The organism is Leeuwenhoekiella sp. H156, from assembly GCF_052218455.1.
Lineage (GTDB): Bacteria > Bacteroidota > Bacteroidia > Flavobacteriales > Flavobacteriaceae > Leeuwenhoekiella > Leeuwenhoekiella parthenopeia.
Map to the genome: position 1 here is coordinate 2,254,343 of NZ_CP197499.1, position 19,400 is coordinate 2,273,742.

The 19,400-nt window shown below is 44.7% G+C and carries 16 protein-coding genes; 9 read left to right on the forward strand and 7 right to left on the reverse strand.

The window, feature by feature from the left end; translation table 11 throughout:
• Window positions 1–30 precede the first annotated feature (30 nt).
• Window positions 31–1,263: an ATP-dependent Clp protease ATP-binding subunit ClpX gene (clpX, locus tag ACSSS3_RS09805; RefSeq protein WP_228230552.1), complete on the forward strand. Its 1,233-nt coding sequence runs from the start codon at window positions 31–33 to the stop codon at window positions 1,261–1,263.
• Between the two features lie 78 nt (window positions 1,264–1,341).
• Here the strand turns inward: clpX and ACSSS3_RS09810 are convergent, their stop codons facing one another.
• Both ACSSS3_RS09810 and ACSSS3_RS09815 read right to left on the reverse strand, forming a co-directional pair.
• The gene (locus ACSSS3_RS09810; protein WP_442844476.1) at window positions 1,342–2,277 is read right to left on the reverse strand and encodes a TolB family protein; all 936 of its coding nucleotides are present in this window, start codon (window positions 2,275–2,277) and stop codon (window positions 1,342–1,344) included.
• A gap of 118 nt (window positions 2,278–2,395) precedes the next feature.
• Window positions 2,396–3,937, reverse strand: a complete 1,542-nt coding sequence (locus ACSSS3_RS09815; RefSeq protein ID WP_442844477.1) for a GH3 auxin-responsive promoter family protein — start codon at window positions 3,935–3,937, stop codon at window positions 2,396–2,398.
• Between the two features lie 99 nt (window positions 3,938–4,036).
• Here ACSSS3_RS09815 and ACSSS3_RS09820 point away from each other — a divergent pair, with 99 nt between their 5' ends.
• The 8 genes from ACSSS3_RS09820 (at window position 4,037) to ACSSS3_RS09855 (ending at window position 11,455) form a co-directional block, all read left to right on the forward strand.
• Complete coding sequence (locus tag ACSSS3_RS09820; RefSeq protein WP_442844478.1) at window positions 4,037–4,834, forward strand: DUF2797 domain-containing protein; 798 nt, start codon at window positions 4,037–4,039, stop codon at window positions 4,832–4,834.
• Between the two features lie 164 nt (window positions 4,835–4,998).
• The gene (locus tag ACSSS3_RS09825; protein ID WP_228230556.1) at window positions 4,999–5,361 is read left to right on the forward strand and encodes a BlaI/MecI/CopY family transcriptional regulator; all 363 of its coding nucleotides are present in this window, start codon (window positions 4,999–5,001) and stop codon (window positions 5,359–5,361) included.
• Window positions 5,362–5,363: 2 nt separating this feature from the next.
• The gene (locus ACSSS3_RS09830) at window positions 5,364–6,833 is read left to right on the forward strand and encodes a M56 family metallopeptidase (RefSeq protein WP_228230557.1); all 1,470 of its coding nucleotides are present in this window, start codon (window positions 5,364–5,366) and stop codon (window positions 6,831–6,833) included.
• Between the two features lie 2 nt (window positions 6,834–6,835).
• Complete coding sequence (locus ACSSS3_RS09835; RefSeq protein ID WP_442844479.1) at window positions 6,836–8,050, forward strand: tetratricopeptide repeat protein; 1,215 nt, start codon at window positions 6,836–6,838, stop codon at window positions 8,048–8,050.
• A 154-nt stretch (window positions 8,051–8,204) separates the two neighbouring features.
• Window positions 8,205–8,954, forward strand: coding sequence for a head GIN domain-containing protein (locus tag ACSSS3_RS09840; protein ID WP_442844480.1), 750 nt, complete (start codon window positions 8,205–8,207; stop codon window positions 8,952–8,954).
• Between the two features lie 152 nt (window positions 8,955–9,106).
• Window positions 9,107–10,039 (forward strand): GTPase Era, encoded by a 933-nt coding sequence (era, locus tag ACSSS3_RS09845; protein WP_442844481.1) that lies wholly within the window; start codon window positions 9,107–9,109, stop codon window positions 10,037–10,039.
• A gap of 19 nt (window positions 10,040–10,058) precedes the next feature.
• Window positions 10,059–10,538: a hypothetical protein gene (locus ACSSS3_RS09850; protein ID WP_442844482.1), complete on the forward strand. Its 480-nt coding sequence runs from the start codon at window positions 10,059–10,061 to the stop codon at window positions 10,536–10,538.
• Between the two features lie 95 nt (window positions 10,539–10,633).
• Window positions 10,634–11,455, forward strand: coding sequence for a hypothetical protein (locus ACSSS3_RS09855; RefSeq protein ID WP_442844483.1), 822 nt, complete (start codon window positions 10,634–10,636; stop codon window positions 11,453–11,455).
• A 61-nt stretch (window positions 11,456–11,516) separates the two neighbouring features.
• Here ACSSS3_RS09855 and arsM read toward each other — a convergent pair whose 3' ends face one another.
• The 5 genes from arsM to ACSSS3_RS09880 are packed head-to-tail and all read right to left on the reverse strand — an operon-like array spanning window position 11,517 to window position 19,353.
• Window positions 11,517–12,485, reverse strand: a complete 969-nt coding sequence (arsM, locus tag ACSSS3_RS09860; RefSeq protein WP_442844484.1) for an arsenosugar biosynthesis arsenite methyltransferase ArsM — start codon at window positions 12,483–12,485, stop codon at window positions 11,517–11,519.
• Window positions 12,486–12,510: 25 nt separating this feature from the next.
• Window positions 12,511–13,338: a metallophosphoesterase family protein gene (locus tag ACSSS3_RS09865; protein ID WP_442844485.1), complete on the reverse strand. Its 828-nt coding sequence runs from the start codon at window positions 13,336–13,338 to the stop codon at window positions 12,511–12,513.
• Window positions 13,320–14,657 carry a sodium:solute symporter family transporter gene (locus ACSSS3_RS09870; protein WP_442844486.1) on the reverse strand — a complete coding sequence of 446 codons (1,338 nt, stop codon included), beginning with the start codon at window positions 14,655–14,657 and terminating at the stop codon, window positions 13,320–13,322. The genes ACSSS3_RS09865 and ACSSS3_RS09870 overlap by 19 nt, the downstream gene beginning before the upstream one ends.
• 12 nt (window positions 14,658–14,669) lie before the next feature.
• Window positions 14,670–16,109, reverse strand: a complete 1,440-nt coding sequence (locus ACSSS3_RS09875) for a SusD/RagB family nutrient-binding outer membrane lipoprotein (RefSeq protein WP_442844487.1) — start codon at window positions 16,107–16,109, stop codon at window positions 14,670–14,672.
• Between the two features lie 28 nt (window positions 16,110–16,137).
• On the reverse strand, window positions 16,138–19,353 hold the full coding sequence (locus tag ACSSS3_RS09880; protein ID WP_442844488.1) for a SusC/RagA family TonB-linked outer membrane protein: 3,216 nt from the start codon (window positions 19,351–19,353) through the stop codon (window positions 16,138–16,140).
• Between the last annotated feature and the right edge of the window lie 47 nt (window positions 19,354–19,400).

Genomic DNA, 19,400 nt, shown 5'->3' on the forward strand with positions numbered 1-19,400 from the left:
GGATTACCCTGAGATCAAAATGATCGAATTATGGCGAAAGAAGAATTAGAATGTTCCTTTTGTGGCCGCAAAAAGCCCGAGACCAATTTGCTTATTGCAGGTCTTGATGCGCACATTTGTGACCGCTGTATCGAGCAGGCTCACGGAATTGTGCTCGAGGAAGCAAAAGACATCAATAAAAGCAATTTAAACAGCGACCTTACCCTTAAAAAGCCCAAGGAAATCAAGAGCTTTTTAGATGAATACATCATCGGGCAGGATTTTACCAAAAAGGTAATGTCTGTTGCGGTTTATAACCACTACAAGCGGTTGTTGCAGCCCGATACCGAAGATGATATCGACATCCAGAAGAGTAATATCATAATGGTGGGGCAAACCGGTACCGGAAAAACCCTTATGGCAAAAACCATCGCACGTATGCTTAATGTACCGCTTGCGATTGTAGATGCCACAGTTCTTACCGAAGCAGGATATGTAGGCGAGGATGTTGAGAGTATATTAACCCGTCTGCTTCAGGCTGCCGATTACAACCTGGAAAAAGCCGAGCGCGGTATTGTATTTATTGATGAGATTGATAAAATCGCCCGTAAAAGCGACAATCCATCCATCACGCGTGATGTGAGTGGTGAAGGGGTACAGCAGGCACTTTTGAAATTGCTTGAAGGTACCACGGTAAACGTTCCGCCGAAGGGTGGGCGTAAGCATCCCGATCAGAAATTTATTGAAGTCAATACCGAGCATATCCTTTTTATAGCCGGAGGTGCTTTTGACGGTATTGACCGTGTCATCAGCAAGCGTCTCAATATGCAGGCAGTAGGTTTTAGTGCCAGTATGAGCGACGATGTTATTGAACGTGATAATCTGCTTAAATACATCATTCCAAAAGACCTCAAAGATTTTGGACTCATCCCTGAAATTATAGGTCGTTTGCCGGTTCTAACGCATATGGATCCGCTTGATGCAGCAACCCTGCGTGCGATTTTAACCGAACCGAAAAACGCGATCATTAAGCAATACGAAAAGCTTTTTGATATGGATGATATTGAGTTTGAAATCACTCAGGATGCACTGGACTATATCGTTCAGAAGGCAATTGAGTATAAATTAGGCGCGAGAGGTTTGCGATCCTTGTGTGAAGCAATATTCACCGATGCGATGTTTGAACTGCCCAGCTCTGACACTACAGAATTTAAAGTAGATAAGGAGTATGCCGAATTTAAGCTCGAAAAGTCAACGATTAAGAAGCTGAAAGCAGTTTCATAAATCATAGAAGCTTATAAACCAAAACACCCGACAGTTCGCTGCCGGGTGTTTTTGTTTAGACTCATGGTAAATGGAGTTTTAGTCTGCGATCTGGTAACTGTAAACGTTGAGACCATTTTGACGTAAGGCATCTTTATCAGAGCTGAAGAAGCCGGTGCTTCCGGAAACCGGAATCAGTCCTACTTCATTTGAGGTAGTGTTTACCGTAGATCCCAGATTTTGCGGAGTGCTGAAATCGCCCTGACTCGTAAAACAGTGGTAGAGATCAAAGCCTCCATAACCGCCCGATTGGTTAGATGCAAAATAAAATTGAGTTTCGTCTGTACTCAGACTCGGAAAATTTTCGTCTCCGGGAGTATTGACCTTGGGCCCCAGGTTTTTTGGGTTTCCCAAACTACCATCAGCCCTTACCGAAGCTACATAAAGGTCATAACCTCCATAACCGCCGGGTTTGTTGCTTGCAAAAAACAAAAGTTTTCCGGAAGCCGACAGCCAGGGATTTTCAACAGAATAGGTTTCGTCAATCACCAAAGCCTTAACCGGATTTCTCCAGTAATTACTGAACTTAGAGTGCCGTTCGGCAGTATACAGCTGAAAAGATTTAGGATGTTGGGTTGAAGCTTTGGTGTAGTAAACCCGTTTGAGATCTTCGGTAAAGGTAAGGCCGCCGTGATCTTCAGTTCCTGTAAAAATACCCGGAAGCAGTTGCGGCTGTTTCCACAGGTTTTGATATTTAGTAAATCCTAAAAGTTTGTATTCACTCTGATCAAAAAGACTTCTTTTAGCTGAATTTACCTTGCGGGTAGAAACCACGATAAGATTATTATCATAAAAGCCCGTCGCATATTCGTGTGCACTGGTATTAAAAGGTAATTCTTCGGTATAAAAATAAACGGAAGTCTTAGTCTCGGATTTTGATTTTGTGGGAGTTTCGCTGTTTAGCGCTAAATCGTGATCACGTAGTTTGCTTTGTGCCGGCAGTAATCCTGAGTGGAAGATTACTGCCAGAGTCAAAGCGAGTAACTTTGAGTAAAAGTAATGTGAGTTTTGATTTGTTACGTCCAAGTTAGGGGATAGGGGGGACATTAAATAAAATTTTAGTTTAAGGGTTTTAAAATTCGTTGAATGGTTTTTATGGGTTAGGATTGGGTTGATGCTGATTGCTGTTTAAAATCAACAATTCTTCCAGCATATCGCGGCTGTTGCTCAATCGGGGAACTTTGTGCTGGCCACCCAGTTTATTTTTAGATTTTAACCAGTCGTAAAACAGGTTGGTACGGGCGAAATGAATTTTTGGGGGATTCAGGGTCATGTTATTCTTTCGCTTTGCTTCATAATCGCTGTTGATTTCCTGCAGCGCTTTGTCAAATACGTTCTCAAACTCGGTTTTATTGTGGGGTAACACTTTAAATTCTATAAACCACTCGTGGGCGCCTTTCTCTCTGCCTTCCATAAAAATGGGGCCGGCTGTATAATCTACAATTTCAGAATGGGTAAGCGCGGTGGCTTTTTTAAGGGCCTGCTCGGCATTTTCGATAATCAGTTCTTCGCCAAAAGCATTGATGTGGTGCTTGGTGCGCCCACTTACGCGAATGCGATACGGGTTTACCGAAGTAAAGCGAATGGTGTCACCTACTTTATAACGCCACAAACCGGAATTTGTAGTGATGACGATAGCGTAATTTTTGCCGACTTCAACTTCAGAAAGGGAAATGATTTTTTGTTCAGGCTGCCCGTAGGCGTCCATAGGTATAAACTCGTAGAAGATACCATAATCAAGCATCAGAAGCAGGTCGCTTGAGCCATTGCGGTCCTGAATAGCAAAGAAACCTTCAGAAGCATTATAGATCTCGTAATATTTAAAATGGTGTCTGGGCAGGATTTTTTGATACTGCTCGCGATACGGTTCAAAACTTACTCCGCCGTGAAAGTAAACTTCCAGGTTGGGCCAGATCTCAAAGAGTTGTTGCTTGCCGGTGGTTTCTAAAATATTGTTTAGCAAAACCAGCATCCACGAGGGTACGCCGGCAAGGCTGGTGACCTTTTCCTGAATGGTTTCCTGCACAATGGCTTTCATCTTGATTTCCCAATCACTCATCAGGGAGACTTCATTGCCGGGAGTGCTGCTAAATTCGGCCCAGAACGGCATATTGTCTATCAGAATCGCAGAAAGGTCGCCGTACGAGGTGCCATTGCTTTCATAAAGGCGCTTGCTGCCACCTAAGCGAAGACTTTTTCCGGTAAACAACTGCGAGTCCGGATTGTTGTTGAGGTAAACGCACAGGAGGTCTTTACTGGCTGCATAGTGGCAATCTTCAAGCGCTTCGGGACTTACCGGGATGTACTTGCTTTTTGCATTGGTCGTACCGCTGCTTTGAGCAAACAATTTTACGGTTGATGGCCAGAAGATGTTGCTTTCGCCCTGACGCCCGCGTTCTATAAGATCGCTTACCTGCTCGTAGTTTGTTACCGGTACCCGGTCTGCAAAATCGCGGTAGGAGCGTATTTCTTTAAACCCGTACTTTTTTCCAATCTCTGTGCCCTTCGCTTTTTGAATGAGCTTGTGCAGCAATTCGTGCTGCACGTCGTGTGGATATTTTAGAAACAATTCCATCTGGTGAATCCGTTTCTTTAAGAACCAGCTTGCGATAGAATTGACTAAGGGTATCGGCATTTTGTTAGTATATTTGAGCTTTAAATTCTTGAATTGTTAAAAAAGGGCGTCTAAAATTAGCTTTTTTTTAACTGAAAATTTCCAATAGCAGTCACTTTTATGCAATACCAGGGCGTACTTACCAAAATGCAAACCGAGCTTGATCATCCCGTGCAATATTATCTTGTTTTTGAGGATGATTTCATTCACGTTAATCAACTTCTGGACAAAGAACTGCGTATTGAATTTTTAAAATACCAGTGCCTGGCTTGCGGTAAAAATAAGAAAATCTACCGCCAGGGCTACTGCTATGAAGATTTCTATAAGGTGCCTCAGGCTGCAGACTGGATAATGAAGCCCGAACTCAGCAAAGCCCATCTCGATGAGGAAGACCGCGATCTGGAATATGAGAAAAAAGTGCAACTGCAGCCGCATATTGTATACCTGGCCAATTCCAGCAACATCAAAGTAGGAGTAACCCGAAAAACCCAGGTCCCAACGCGCTGGATCGATCAGGGTGCGCATGAAGCAATAGAAATTGTTGAGGTGCCCAACCGCTATCTTGCAGGGATTACTGAAGTTGCCCTAAAAGAGCATATAGCAGATAAAACCAATTGGCGTAAGATGCTTACCAATGCTATTGAAGACGAGGATCTGGTAGCTAAACGCGACGCCCTTAAGCAATACATCCCCGAGGAAGCACTCGAATATTTTATTGCCAGCAACTCAGAGACCAATATTGAGTTTCCCGTGTTGCAGTATCCTACCAAACTCAAAAGCCTGAATCTTGAGAAAACACCCGAATATCAGGGCGTTTTAAAAGGTATTAAAGGCCAGTACCTGCTTTTTGAAGATGGAACCGTCTTTAATGTACGCAATTCTGAAGGTTACGTGGTGAGCATCTCGGTCTCCGCCTAAAAGCCTGTAATCAAAGCCTGAGAATTTCATTTTTTTGGACTATTTTGAGGTCTTAAACGAATTATTTTCAAATTTTTTTAAACTAATTAGTTAGTTAAACTAATAAATTAGTTATATTTGAAGTGTTCAGGAACAAAAAACTAATCCCTAACTAGTTAGAAATTATGAAACAACTTACCAAAGCAGAAGAAGAAATCATGCAAATCCTATGGGATTTGGGAGAAGGAAATGTGGCAACCATTTTAGAGCAAATGCCCGAGCCTAAACCCGCTTACAACACGGTATCAACCATTGTGCGCATTTTGGAGACCAAAGAATTTGTGGGCTACAAGAAACAGGGCAGGGGGCATATTTACTTTCCGCTCGTGGCCAAGTCAGACTACAGCAGCGCTTCGATGTCAAAAATGGTCAATGATTACTTCAACGGGAGTTTTAAAAGTATGGTTTCCTTTTTCGTCAAGAAAAAAGAGATGACCGCAGGCGAACTCGAATCTATTTTAAAGGAAATCAATAAAAAAGACGATTAATTATGGTACGGTATCTACTCGAAGTTTTTGTGATTCAGGCGTTGTTTTTGGCTGTATACCAGTTTTGGTTGCGCAAAGAAACCTTTTTCAACGTCAATCGCGCCTATTTAATAGGTAGTGCGCTGGTGGCTTTCGCCTTGCCGTTTATGCAGTTTGAAATCTTTCAAAATCAAATTCCGCTTCGCGAAAACATTACATTTTTGCCCGAAGTCGTGATAAATGCCGCGGCACCGCAGGCAAGTCCGGTTACTGCTGAAACACAAACAGACTGGAGTATATACTGGCTTATTTATGCAGCCGGAGTGTTTTTTAGCACCGGAATGTTATTCCGGAAATACCTTGAGATCAAGCGCTATTTCCGGTTTAAAAAGTCTTCGGAAAGCGGAACGAACATTATCGAAATTCCAAATAGCGATGCGGCTTTTACCTTTTTGGGAACCATTTTTCTGGGTGAAAAGATCAACACCGAAGCGCGCCGGCATATTTTGGCGCACGAGGAGGTACACCTGAAGCACTGGCACGGGCTCGACCTGATGCTCTTTGAAGTCCTGCGGGTGGTATTCTGGTTTAATCCGCTGGTGTATGTCTATCAAAACAAAGTAGCCGAGCTGCACGAGTACATTGCAGATGCTCACGCACTGCGCAAAACCGAAATCAAATCCTATTACAATCAGTTGCTCAATACCGCTTTTGGTACGCAACAAATCTCATTCATCAATACCTTTTTCAATCATTCATTAATCAAAAAACGAATCGTTATGTTACAAAAACAATCAAAAAGCAATGCAAAATGGAAGTATCTCTTCCTGCTCCCACTTATCGCCGGTATTCTCACCTATGTGGGCTGTACCGATGATAGCGGACTAGCCGAAAATGAGACCACCCTAAGCCTGGAGGAGCAGATTCAGGATTTACGGGCAACTCTTGATGCAAAAGAGAGCATTACTCCCGAAGAATTAAATTCTTTACAGGAACTCGAAGCGCAGTATAAACAAAAAGTGGAAGTCATTGAGGTCGTAGAAGGGCTTGATGAGGCGATTCCACTTAATGAGGCTCCTGTAGGTGAAGAAGTTGAAATTATAGAAGTCGTGGAGACCGAAAGTCAAAAGAAATATGAAGACGTGCCTTTTGCCGTAATAGAAGAGGTGCCAACCTTTCCGGGTTGTGAAGGTTTAGATAACGACCAGCGCAAAAAATGTATGTCTGAAAAGGTGTCGTCATTAGTAAATGAAAACTTCAATATAGCCTTAGGAAAAGAATTAGGCCTTACGGGCATCAATCGAATCTATGTGCGTTTTAAAATTGATAAAAATGGTCGAATTACCGATGTCGATTCTCGGGGTCCTCATCCTAAATTAGAAGAGGAGGCTATACGTGTGGTAAGTCAATTACCCGATATGACTCCGGGCAAACAAAATGGAGAGGCGGTAAATGTATTGTACTCACTGCCTATTGTTTTTCAGACAAACTAAAGATGCACAAACTTTATCTATTTATTTTTTTAATACTAGCCAGCCGGGCCGAAGCACAATCTGTTTCGGTCTCGGCCGTTGCAGACAGCCTGTATGCCGTAGGTAACTACAGCGAGGCCATAGCCGAATATGAAAGCCTGGATAAAAAAGACACTTCGGTCTACCTTAAACTCGCGCGCGCGCATCAGGCCAAAGGAACGCTTGATGATGCTCTCAATTACTATGCGCAGGCTGCGACCGGTACAAATGAAGTCATCGCGATGAATGAATACGGTAAACTGCTCATCACCAAACGCAAATTCAAAGAAGCCGATTCGGTTTTTACCGAATTGATCAACGTCTATCAAACCAATCCCGATTTCTATTACCAGCGCGGAAGAGCAAAAGAAAATATACCCCGTAATATAAAAATTGATGCCACAGATTCTACAACTACTTCAGCAAAAAACATTTTTCCTCACGTTTTAGATTATAGGAAAGCCGTTGCATTAGACAGTACCCATCAAAAAGCCTTGGGCGAACTTGCGGTATTTCATTTAAGACTAAAGGAGTATCCTATGGTTGAAAAATTAGCCTTTAAAGCTCTGGAAAGTTATCCTACCAATGTGGAAATCATCGGTACACTGGCACAGAGTTATTATTACAAAGGCTGGAATGAAGAAGCGATTACCTGGTTTGAACGATTAATCGAACTGGGTCAAAGCACGCAATTCATTCACGAGAAACTGGGGAATTCGTATTACAAAGACCGGATGTATGAGAAATCAATCGAACAATATCTGGAAGCTTTAGATTTTTCACCTGAAGATGAGTACCTCCACGCGACCCTCGCCAAGCTATACAATCACGTTGAAGATTTGGAAGCTGCAGAGTCGCACGGTCTACTTGCTGTTTTCTTTAAAGACCAGCCATTAGATGAGGAGTACTATACCCTTTCCCGTACCTATGAGATGAAAAAGGACTGGAAAAATGCAATGAAGTACGTAAACCTTTCTTTAGAAGAAAACCCTAAAAATAAAAATGCCGAATACACCAAAGTCATCGTAGCAGATAACTATTACGAAGACCGGCGTGCGGTTTTAAAACTCTACGAAGATTTTATAAAGAAATACAGTGAGAGCGAGTATGCGAAATACGACCGCGTATTGCGCCTCGCCCGCGAACGTCGCGATAAACTCAACCGCGAGATTTTTATGGCTGAGGGTGAACAAGAGTAACAACTCCCTTCTTTGGAATAGGTTTCCTGAGTGATGCGCCCCAAGTTGCATCGTATCAAAGGAGGGATGGGTGTTTCAATTTCAAATAATAATAGCAATAACAATAACAATACTTGCAGCAGTTGCTTATTTTTAGCCTTTATTAAAATTGGCTTTGAAAAATCATTTCTTTCTAGTTGCTTTTCTCCTGTTGCTTTCCTGTGATTCAGAAAAGGGCCTGAACTGCTTTCAGGCTCCCGGAGAGCGGGTTGCAATCGAATACACCCTTGAGAATTTCAACAAAATTGTAGTCGAAGAGCGCCTGCAACTCATCGTCAAACAGGGCGCCGAGCAAAAAGTAGTTTTGGAGACCGGCGAAAACCTGGTAAACGATATTGAAATCAGCGTTTCTGACGGAGTGCTAACGTTGTTTAACGACAACGGCTGTAACCTGGTGCGCGATTACAACATCAGCAGGGTTGTGGTGACTACCCCAAATCTTACCGAAATCCGCAATGCTTCGGGTTACGAGGTGCAAAGTGAGGGTGTCCTTACCTTCAATGCGCTCACACTCACCAGCGAGGATTTGGAGGAAGAGGATCTTTATCATAAAGACGGGGATTTCAGATTGGAGCTTGATGTAAACACGCTAAACATTACGGCAAACGGACTCTCGAATTTCTTCATTTCCGGCAAAGCCGAAAACGCCAATCTCGAATTCCTAGAAGGCGATATCCGCTTTGAAGGCGCCGATTTTGAAGTGCAAAACCTCGAAGTATTCCACCGCGGGACCAACAAAGTGATTGTAAATCCCATTCAGGCTTTACGTGGCAGGGTGCTCAGCACCGGCGACCTGATCTCCGTCAACCGCCCGCCAGTCGTTGAGGTTGAAGAGACCTATACCGGACGACTTATTTTTGAATAGTGCGAAGCGCTTAGGAAATAGCTCCTCCCCTTAAAAAGGGGAGGTGTTTTCAGCTTTGCTGAAAACGGAGGGGTCTTAATTCCGCGAGAGCGGAAATCCCAAACCCTAATTTTTAACCGTATCTTTGCAGCCTATATTAAAACTTAAGTTGCTTGGAATCTCAAAATAACAATCCGTTACAGCCCGAATCTGCTGAAAACAAACCGCATAAAGCCGGTTTTGTCAACATTATTGGTAACCCCAACGTGGGAAAATCAACCCTGATGAATGCGCTGGTAGGCGAGCGGCTTTCTATCATTACCTCAAAAGCGCAAACCACCAGACACCGTATTTTAGGTATCGTAAACGGCGATGATTTTCAGGTGATTCTAAGCGATACGCCCGGTATCATTAAGCCTGCGTATGAGTTGCAGGCCTCGATGATGGACTTTGTAAAGTCCGCCTTTGAAGATGCTGATGTCTTGCTGTACATGGTTGAGTTGGGCGAAAAGGAACTCAAAGACGAGGAGTTTTTTAAGAAAATACGCAATACGGATATTCCGGTGTTGCTGTTGATCAACAAGATCGATCAGGGTAATGAAGAATTGCTCGAAGCCAGCCGTACGCATTGGCAGGAGCAGGTGCCTAATGCAGAGATTTTTGCTATTTCGGCACTGGAGAATTTTGGGGTGACCGAAGTATTTAACCGCATTCTCGAGGCTTTGCCGGTTTCTCCGCCGTTTTATCCTAAAGATGCCCTTACCGATAAGCCCGAACGTTTTTTTGTAAATGAAATCATTCGCGAAAAGATTTTGATGCATTACAAAAAGGAGATTCCGTATTCGGTGGAGATCGATACCGAAGAATTTTTTGAAGAGGACAACATTATTCGGATGCGCAGCATCATTATGGTAGAGCGCGATAGCCAGAAGGGCATCATCATCGGCCATAAAGGTGCAGCCCTAAAACGTGTAGGCATCGAAGCCCGAAAGGATCTCGAAATATTCTTTGGCAAGCAGGTGCATCTGGAACTTTACGTAAAGGTCAACAAAAACTGGAGAAGCAGCGAGCGCGAGCTGCGTCGCTTTGGATATAACGGGAAGTAGTGGCTTTAAATTATTTTTCATGAAATCTTTAGGCGCATTTGTTCTCAGTAGTATTATGCTTTTGTGCTGCATTTCTTGCGAATTAATCACCGAGAAGAAAACACAGGTAAAGGATAAATTATTTCCTACGTTTGATTCTGAAATAAGTGATACTCCGGCCAATAAAAGGCGCTTTGCAGAATTTATCAAAGTCAAATTAAGTCCCGACGTTAAGAACATTTATTGCTTTGATGACGCAATTGGAATCAATTCAGATTATATGTTTTCTTTCAGCTGTAATGAGGCGACCGCCCAGGAAATTATTGAAATTCACAATCTAGACATAGATACCATTAATGTTGATAATGCTTTTAGTCTTCAGCACGATTTTGACTGGTGGAATAAAGAAGATATTAGGAAACTACAGAAGTATAGTTGGTCTAATGGGAATAACTATCATAAATATTTTTGGTACGATTCAAGGCTAGAGAAAGCCTATTTTTTCGATTTTGATCTGTAGAAAGAATATAAGATGCTTTTTAAGGCCTGTTTTATATTGGTGCTTATGATTAGCACGGTTCTTGGAGTCTAGGAGCATAATTTAATGAATTTGATATGAAGCAATTAATGCTAATCCTTTCCATTTTAAATTTTGCTTATCACGGATTTGCTTGTGATTGTGATGTGCCAAAACCTGCTCTGGAATTTTTTGAATCAGATTATGTATTTGAAGGTAAGGCTGTTAGTAAAATCTATTCAGCAGACTCCTTAACTTACACTGTAAAATTTGAGGTTTTCAAACATTATAAATCAGGAGATAATCCAGATTTTTTAAATTATGAACTACCTGCTGAGGGAGGTTTTATAGGTAGTTTCACATCTTGCAACTGGAATGTAGAACTTGGAGAGTACTGGTTGGTTTACAGTAAAGAAATTGGCGGAGAGCAAAAATTTAGTTTCTACTGCTCTAACAGTAAACCTGTAAATGGTAACCACAAAATTTCAAATGCTGAGCAAAAGGTCTTGAATAATGGCAATGCTCTGGATATAAGTAAATATAGATATCATTATTACCAAGCAAAGCCGATAACAAACCTGGATTCTATTTTATCTGAATACAATTTCAAGAATTTGAACTTAAAGCCGAAGAGCTTTGCTCCGTTTTGGATTGATGTAGATAGAGAAGGTAATTTGACACGAGCAAACCTGAGTCCTCGAAAAAACATAGAAATTGAAATTGTAGACACGATTTATGATCTCAATTTACCAAAGAATAAATATTCCGAACCTCGAAATGCGTTCGAGTCTGTTACACTTGAAATTGTCAATAAGTTGAAAAAGTGGGAACCTCTTGTTCTTTATGGTAAGCGGGTAAAGTATAGAACCTTTTTGAATTTTGAATTAGATGAGAATTCGGAAATAGTTATTTATAACTAAAAAAGCCCCGCAATGCGGGGCTTTTCTTATTTTCTGCCACCGGCTGCAAGCCGGCCAGTGGTTAGCAACATCCACCACCATCATAGTGAAATGTGCTTTCGCTGATAAAAATATCGTCACGACCTAAAGCCTTTAAGGCTCCCGCGGTTTTATCGCAAACGGCTAGCGGCTGATTTTTCAGTAATACATGGCCTTTTTTGTCATCAAAGTGATTTTCAGACCCGTAATAAATCGCAGCTTTTCCGGTAAAAATACACGGACCGTCTTCGGGCATAGGGTCTTTGATGGCGGCTACCTCAATAGATTCGATATAGATGAGTTCGTCTGTAGGGTAATTTTTCGGGTCGAGAATGCGGTAGGGCTTGCGGGCACGAATTTCGATAGTTCCAAAACCGGCATCGGTTAGGGCTTTTACATACTCACTAATCGGAAGGCTTCCACTGAGGCACAGTGCGCGCAAACGCTCGTCATTACGCAGCGTTTCGTTCATATCCTGCTCGCAGGTAGGATCGCTCATCACCAATCTTCCGTGAGGTTTCAGCACCCGATACATTTCGGCGATTGCCTTCTTTAAATCTTCGGCTTTAAAAATATTGAAGAGGCAGTTTTGAGCGGCCACGTCGATGCTGTTATCCTCAACCGGCAGGTTTAGGGCATCTCCCTTTTTAAGGTCTACAAAATCACTTTTAAACCAGGGATTTTGCGCTTCGGCTTCTATAAAATTTTTACGCGAAGCTTCGAGCATTTCGTCAACCACATCAACGCCCACCACACCGCTTTTCTGGCGCGAGAAATAGGCAAATTGCAGCAGCTCCATGCCGCCGCCCACGCCTACATACAGCACCCGCGGATTGTTAGTGAGGTCGCGTGCGTTTACCGTGCTGCCGCAGCCGTAATTCATTTCCTGCATGATTTTCGGGATTTTCAGACCCGGTAATTCCCAGATGGGATTGGTGGTGCAGCAAAGTCCTACATCGGGCGTTAAAGCGGCATCGCGATATACATTCTTGGTCGTTTCTAAGTAGCTCATAGTTCTTTTTTTTGATTTGTATTTTTTAAAGTTGAATGCCAAAACCCTGTAACCCGCTTTCGTAGGGCGGAAGGATCTCGGTGTTATCCCAAATTCCGGTGATCAGGGTTCGGGCGTATTCCTGCGGCAGAAACTCGTTTTGCATGTGTGCGTTGGCGAGTTTATGATTGTACTGCATCGTGTGATGGGTAAAGCCGAAGCTTCCGTTTTGTTCTTCTAAAAGTGCGTACCATACGTGCGGCTGCCCGTCATTGGCCGGCATCCCAATCACACCCGGATTGATCCACAGCTTATCATCGTGCTCATGGTTAAACGGCAAGCCGCAATGCCCTGCGATGATCACATCGGTTTGAAGGGCATCAAAATTTTCCTTTTTTTTCTCCCAGGGAGTTGACTTATAGATAAATTCCGAAACATTGAAGTAATCGCCGTGTACCACAAAGACTTCTTTTTCCGCAAAGCGGAATACGAGGTGATCAGGCAATTCCGAAATAAAATCAAGCGAAGATTTGCTGAGTTTACTCTGTGCATACGGAAACCACATCTGGCTAAAACCGTCGCAACGCGAACCCTTTCTAAAATCACAACCGCAATCTTCAGCGCCGTCCCGCAACTGAATCTCAACATTCCCCAGAATGCTTCGGGCACCCCATATTTTAAAGAGTTGCACCACTTCTTCCGGCTGGCCGCAATAGCCCACAATGTCTCCGGTACAGATGCAATTTTCAGGAGGAATGCCTTGTTTTTCGGCAATGCTCTTCAGCTTTTCCAGCGCCTGCAAATTGCTGTAAACACCTCCAAAAAGCAGCACTTTTCCGCTTAGCGAACCCAGGTCTACCACAGCTTTATCCATGAAGTTATGAGATATACGATTAAACATGAAGCGATTCCCCAGATATTTACCCAAAGCAAATCGGCATAATTCCCCTGAGTAAGAATCCAGTTTTTTGGGATGAGGTCAAACAGCAGGAGAAAACCAAACAGGAGTCCGCAACCCACACTCAGGTAAAAACTGATTTTAGGCGCGGGCAGTTTCCAAAATAAAAATACGGGTGTAAGACCAATAACCATAGTCCCCGAGATGGTGGTAGCCGACAGGATTTTGGCATCTAAAAAGATGGGAATAGTTCCCAAAATGACCAGAACGCCCATAGCGATACGCCCCAGCGTGATGCTTTCGCCCCAATTCAAATCAACCGCAACCAGTTTTGAGAAGGACGAAAAGGTAGAGTCCAGAGTAGAAGCCGCCGAAGTAATCATAATAAAATTGATGATGAGTAAAATAACGGTACCAAAGGCTTTGCCTACTTCAACCGCTGCCTGCCCCTGCATTCCCATGGCCTGAGCATACACGCCCACGATGCTGAAAAGGATGATGCAGGCACCGCCCAAAACGCTGGCCCAGAGAAAACTTTTAAGGGTTACCCGCGGCGAACTCAAAAAAGCACGGTCGGTCAATACAGGATCGTGAAAGGGATAACTAAACGACTGAATCAGGGCCGCAAAAAGCAGGTTTAATCCCGTTTCAAAACTCCAGATTCCGCTGCTGGCCGTTTGGCTCACGGTAAAACCGGGAACCGAGTAAATGTTTGATAACACCACAAATAATAAAATGGTGAAAAGCCCCATCTGGATCACGTCGGTAAAAATCGAACTGCTGAGTCCGCCTTTTAGCGAGTATGCCAGCGTGAGTAAACTAAAAACGATAATGGCGGCGTAATAGGCTTCGGTATCCACCGCGCCAAAGTAACTGCCTATAACCATAGTGTTGCTCCATACCTCGTTAAACAGGCGTATGGAGATGAGGATCGAAAAGACACGCATCGCGTTTTTCCCAAACCTTGTGGTTAAAAACTGATGCAGACTCGTAAAGCCTCCTTTTTTACGCATAAAGTAGATGAGTATCCCGGCAACAGCAAAGGAGAGGTAGTAGCCCGCGTATGCGACTCCGCCTACGATCCCGAACTCAAGGCCCAGGTTTGCGGCATTGGTAATGCTCTTGGCAAAAATCCAAGAGATGACGAGGCTCCCGGTAAGCATAAACACATTAGGCGCTTTATTGCGATGGGTCGCCTTAAAAAAATCATCAGTCGATTTGGCAAGCGGGGACAGTAAAAACAGGATCAAACTTGACCCGATAATCAAAACCCATTGCCACATTAGTGTACTCAAATTCTTAGTTTTTTAGTTATCCCACCATACGTGGGTGTCCAGACTGTTACCATTTGTGGCCTGCGCCGCCTGCCGGTAATGGTCTGCGTTCAATGCTTCTTCTTCTGCCGGGTAGGGCATACGCACCGGTATTTTGCCGTCGTTAAGACTGGCAGCAACCGGTTTAAAAGCCGGGAAGCCCGTGCGGCGCCATTCAATCCAACCTTCGTAGCCGTTTATGATATTGGCGATCCACTTTTGGGTGATGATTTGCTGCACCGGGGTCGTTCCTGGGGCGTTGTATGCCGCCGGTCCCGCAAGGTAATTTGCAGGCAAGTCGGTAAGCCAGTATTCAAAAGCCTGCGTCACGCCGGTGTTATACAGGTTTGCCCCATCGGCGTTAATATAGCCTTTTGCAGCTGCTTCGGCCAAAATAAAATGCGTTTCCCAAGCCGTCATAAAATTGGCGTTGAGGTCTGCTGTATGTTCTCTGAAAAGGGTTCCCGCAAGCGAAAAGTTTGCCGGTTCAATGGAAGTTTGGGAGGCATTGATGCCATTGATCAAACCATTGAAATCTCCGGAAGTCGAATTTGCAAAGGGGCGAAAGAATACCGCAATGCGATCGTCATTCAGCTCTTTTAAAATGTCTTCCATAGTTTCTGAAAGTACAAAGTTGTTAAAATCCCCTGCACGCAATTGTGCAAAGCGGAAGCTGTTTGGAGCGCTTGCAGTAAAATCAAAAGTCGCATTGTCTGCATTGCTCGCGATAAAGTTTCCTTCAGCGTAAATAGCCGCAATTTGAGCCGCCACATCTTCACGCCCGGAAATTCGCATCAGGGCTTTCAGCTTTAGGGAATTTGCAAATTTTCCCCAGTTTTCCAGATTTCCCGAAAACAACAGGTCGCCTTCTAAAGCAACCGCTCCCTGATAGGCTTCAAGAGCAGCAATACCTTTGTCCAGATTGTCCAGAATTCCGCCTTCGGCGAGATAGATGTCTTCCTGTGCGTCGTAGGCAGCAGTCACCGTCCCGTCAATGCCGTTGAAGGCTTCAAAGTAAGGCACGTCGCCAAACAAATCGGTAAGCCCCTGAGCCATATAGGCTTTTAAAATCAGGGCCGGACCTTCATAAACCCTGAAGGTTTCCACACGTTGCGCCTGTTTGAGTAAAATCTCATTATCCCGCAAATTGGTGTAAAAAACCGGCCAGGGATTGCCACCCAGTTGAGGCGACTTCAGTGCGTGACGGTCAAACAGGTTAAAATCGAGCGCGGTGCGATGCTGAGACAGCAAATCACCGGCGGCAAAACCCTCGTAGCTCATTTGTTCGCCAAAATCATAAATCACCTGCCGCAGGAGCAAGCCCGGCTGCACGTTTACCGGCGCATTGGGATTGGTGTTGAGGTCTTCAAAATCTGTGGTGCAGGCCGTAAAAAGCGTCAGACCCAGAATCAATATGCTGTATAGTTTTTTCATCTTCTAAATGTTTTTGAGCCTTCAGGCCTTAAAAATTAAAGCCCGCTTTTAAGCCGATGCTGCGGCTGGTGGCATAACTCATATCTTCAACCCCGCTTACAAAGGTGTTGCCCTGTACCGCAAGTTGTTCCGGGTCAAAATGCGGAATCTCCGAAATCGCAAACAGATTGCGGCCCACCAGTGCCAGATTGATGTTCATGCCGTTAGCAAGACCCAGAAAACCGTCTTTCAGATCAAAAGTGTAGCCTACTGAAAATTGGCGCAACTTCAGGAAAGACGCGTCATAAATGTTGTTTTCCTCGTGGTTGCGGTCGTAAAACTGGCGGTAATAGGTTTCTGCCGAAACGGCGGTGGTGTTGGGCACGTACTGCGGATTTTCTGCGGTGCCGGTATTCACAACACCCTGCGGTACGATTCCTGCTTCGGGACGGTTTGCCGTCTCGGCAAGCTGACCGCCCACAGTCCCCAAAGCACGTGTTCGCGAGACGAGTTCGCCTCCCTGACGCCAGTCAAACAGGAAACTCAGGTTCCAGTTTTTGTAGGTGAAATCGTTGTTCCAGCCCAGCATAAAATCGGGGTTGTAATTGCCCAGTTTTTTTAGGGTGTTGTCTGCGATATAGCTTCCGGAAGGTGTGAGAATAAACTGGCCATCTTCGGTTTTACGGTAACCGGTACCGTAGATATCGCCTATTCTTCCGCCTTCTTCCACCTGAAACCACACGGTTTGATTGGCACTGTCGTAGATTCGGCTGTAAGCCAAAGTCAAACGCCCGTCTGCCTGCGGCAGGCTTTCAACCTCAGAACGGGAAGTGCTGAAGTTAAAAGTGGTGTTCCATTTAAAGTTTGAGTTCAATACCGGCGTGGCGTTAAGAATGAGTTCGACTCCGCGGGTGCGTACCTCGCCACCGTTTACTACCTGCTGGTTGTAGCCCGAAGAAATCGCGATAGGCAGCGAGATGATCTGATCTTGAGTCAGGTTGTTGTAATAAGTCGCGTCAAGCCTGATGCGGTCTTTTAAAAACCGAATATCAGCGCCTACCTCGAACGAAGTGGTTTGCTCCGGTTTGAGGTTTGCGTTCGGGATAAAATTTTGATTGCTGAAGGTAGGCTGCCCGTTGTATGGGGTCTGCGAAATGAAAGCGCCGCTGGTTTGATACGGCTGGGTATCGTTACCCACCTGAGCCACGCTGGCACGCAGTTGCACATACGAGAAGGTTTCCGGAAGCTTTGCCACTTCAGAGAGTATAAAACTCGCAGAGGCCGAAGGATAGAAAAATGAAGTCCCATCTACCGAAAAGGGCGTGGCAAGCGCGCTTGACCAGTCGTTACGCCCGGTGATGTCGAGAAACAGAAAATCCCGGTAGCCCAGTTTGGCTATGCCGTAAAACGAATTGATGCGCTTGCGCGATTCAAACTGAAACACATCGATGGGTGAAGCCGCGTTGTTGAGGTTAAAAATGCCGGGTTGTGCGAGGTTTACGGTCTGACTTTGTTTGGTTGAGGCCTTTTGATCGAGTCGGTTTCCGCCCAGCGAAACGTCAACAGATACGTCACCAAAAATCTTGTTGTAATTCAGCAGGAAGTCGGTATTTACCTCTCTGTACAACACATCGTGCTCGGCGTAACCCCCATTTTTAAAGCGGTTCGAGCTGAAGGCACGACGCAGTTGGCGGGTTTCGGAAGTGTAATCCATCCCGCTGCGTACGGCGAGGCTTAGATTTTCGGTAAACTGGTGTTTAAGCGACAGGTTTCCAAAAACGCGATCGCGATTGAAGGAGTTGCGGTTTTCATACATAATGAAAAACGGATTGTCAAAATAGGTGTAGTTAAATGAAAACTGTTGCACACCCTCAAGTCCGGGTTGCCAGTAGCGGTGCAGGCTGTTCATATCCAGGGAGCGCGGACCCCAGGCAACCAGTGAATAATTGACATTTTCGCTTCCATACCCGTTAGACGGGCGGTTGTCACTTCCCGAATTCACATAATTGACCGTCGCATTGAAACGGGTCTTATCGGTAGGCTTAAAGTTGAGTTTGGCGGCCACCGTCTGGCGGTCGAGATTTACACCGGGAATGATGGCTTCACTGCGCAAATCGGTAAAGGAAAGGCGGTAATTGCCTTTTTCAAAACCGCTGCCTATGGCAACGTTGTTGATGGTGGTGACTCCGGTTTGGTAAAAGTCTTTCAGATTGTCCGGGTGCGAGTTGAATGGAGTAGGCGTGATGGGAAGTCCGTCATAAAGCGCTGTGTCTCCCCCGCGTACAACTGTTCCATCTGGTAAGGTAACCGGAGAATCAAATTGAGAAATGAGGGTGCCCTGATCTAAACGCGGACCCCAGGAATAGGTGATGAGGTCGTTAACACCGCCACCCAGACCGTCAACAAACTCAAACTGACCCGAGTTGCCCTGCCCGTATTGATTTTGAAATTCGGGCAGTTTAAAAGGTGTATCCACAAACACTGAGGTATTAACGCTGATTCCTAAACCTTTGCTGTTGCTTCCGTTTTTGGTTTCGATAATGATTACACCATTTGACGCCCGGGTTCCGTAGAGGGCAGCGGCGCTGGGACCTTTCAATACACTTACCGAAGCGATATCATCGGGATTGACTTCCATCGCACCGTTACCAAAATCTACTTCCTGAAAACCGGCAGCGGCTTCATTGGTGTTGTTGAAAACCGTGTTGTTGTTGATGGGCGTTCCGTCTACGATAAACAGCGGATTGTTATTGGAAAAAGAAGCCTCCCCGCGAATGGTAATTTTAGAGGAAGAACCCACTCCCGTTGCACCCTGCGATACGGTAACCCCGGCTAGTTTCCCCGCGAGATTGTCCAGAAAGTTAGGCGCTTTTACGGCTGATACTTCTTCGGCTTCAATGGTTTGAACCACATAGCCTAGCTCTTTGGTTTCGCGCTCCAGTCCCAAGGCTGTAATTACGACTTCATCAAGATCTGTAGTAGATTCCTGCAAAACGATATTGATGGTTTGCTGCCCGTTTATTGAGATAGTTTGTGTGATAAACCCAATTGCCGAAAAGCGCAATTGGGTCGCTTTCGCAGAAACGCTTAAGCTGTAATAACCGTTCTCATCTGTGATGGTGTTGGCATCGGCATCTACGGCGACGACGTTTACAAAAGGGACTGTAGAACCGTCACTAGAGGTGGTTACGGTACCCGAAATTAAAGTCTGGCCGTTTGCAAATGCACAAAGCAAGAGCGTAAGCCCAAAATAAAGGTGTTTCATTAAATAAAGATAGGATTAGTACTTGTGAGGCTTCGGTGAGGAAGCCC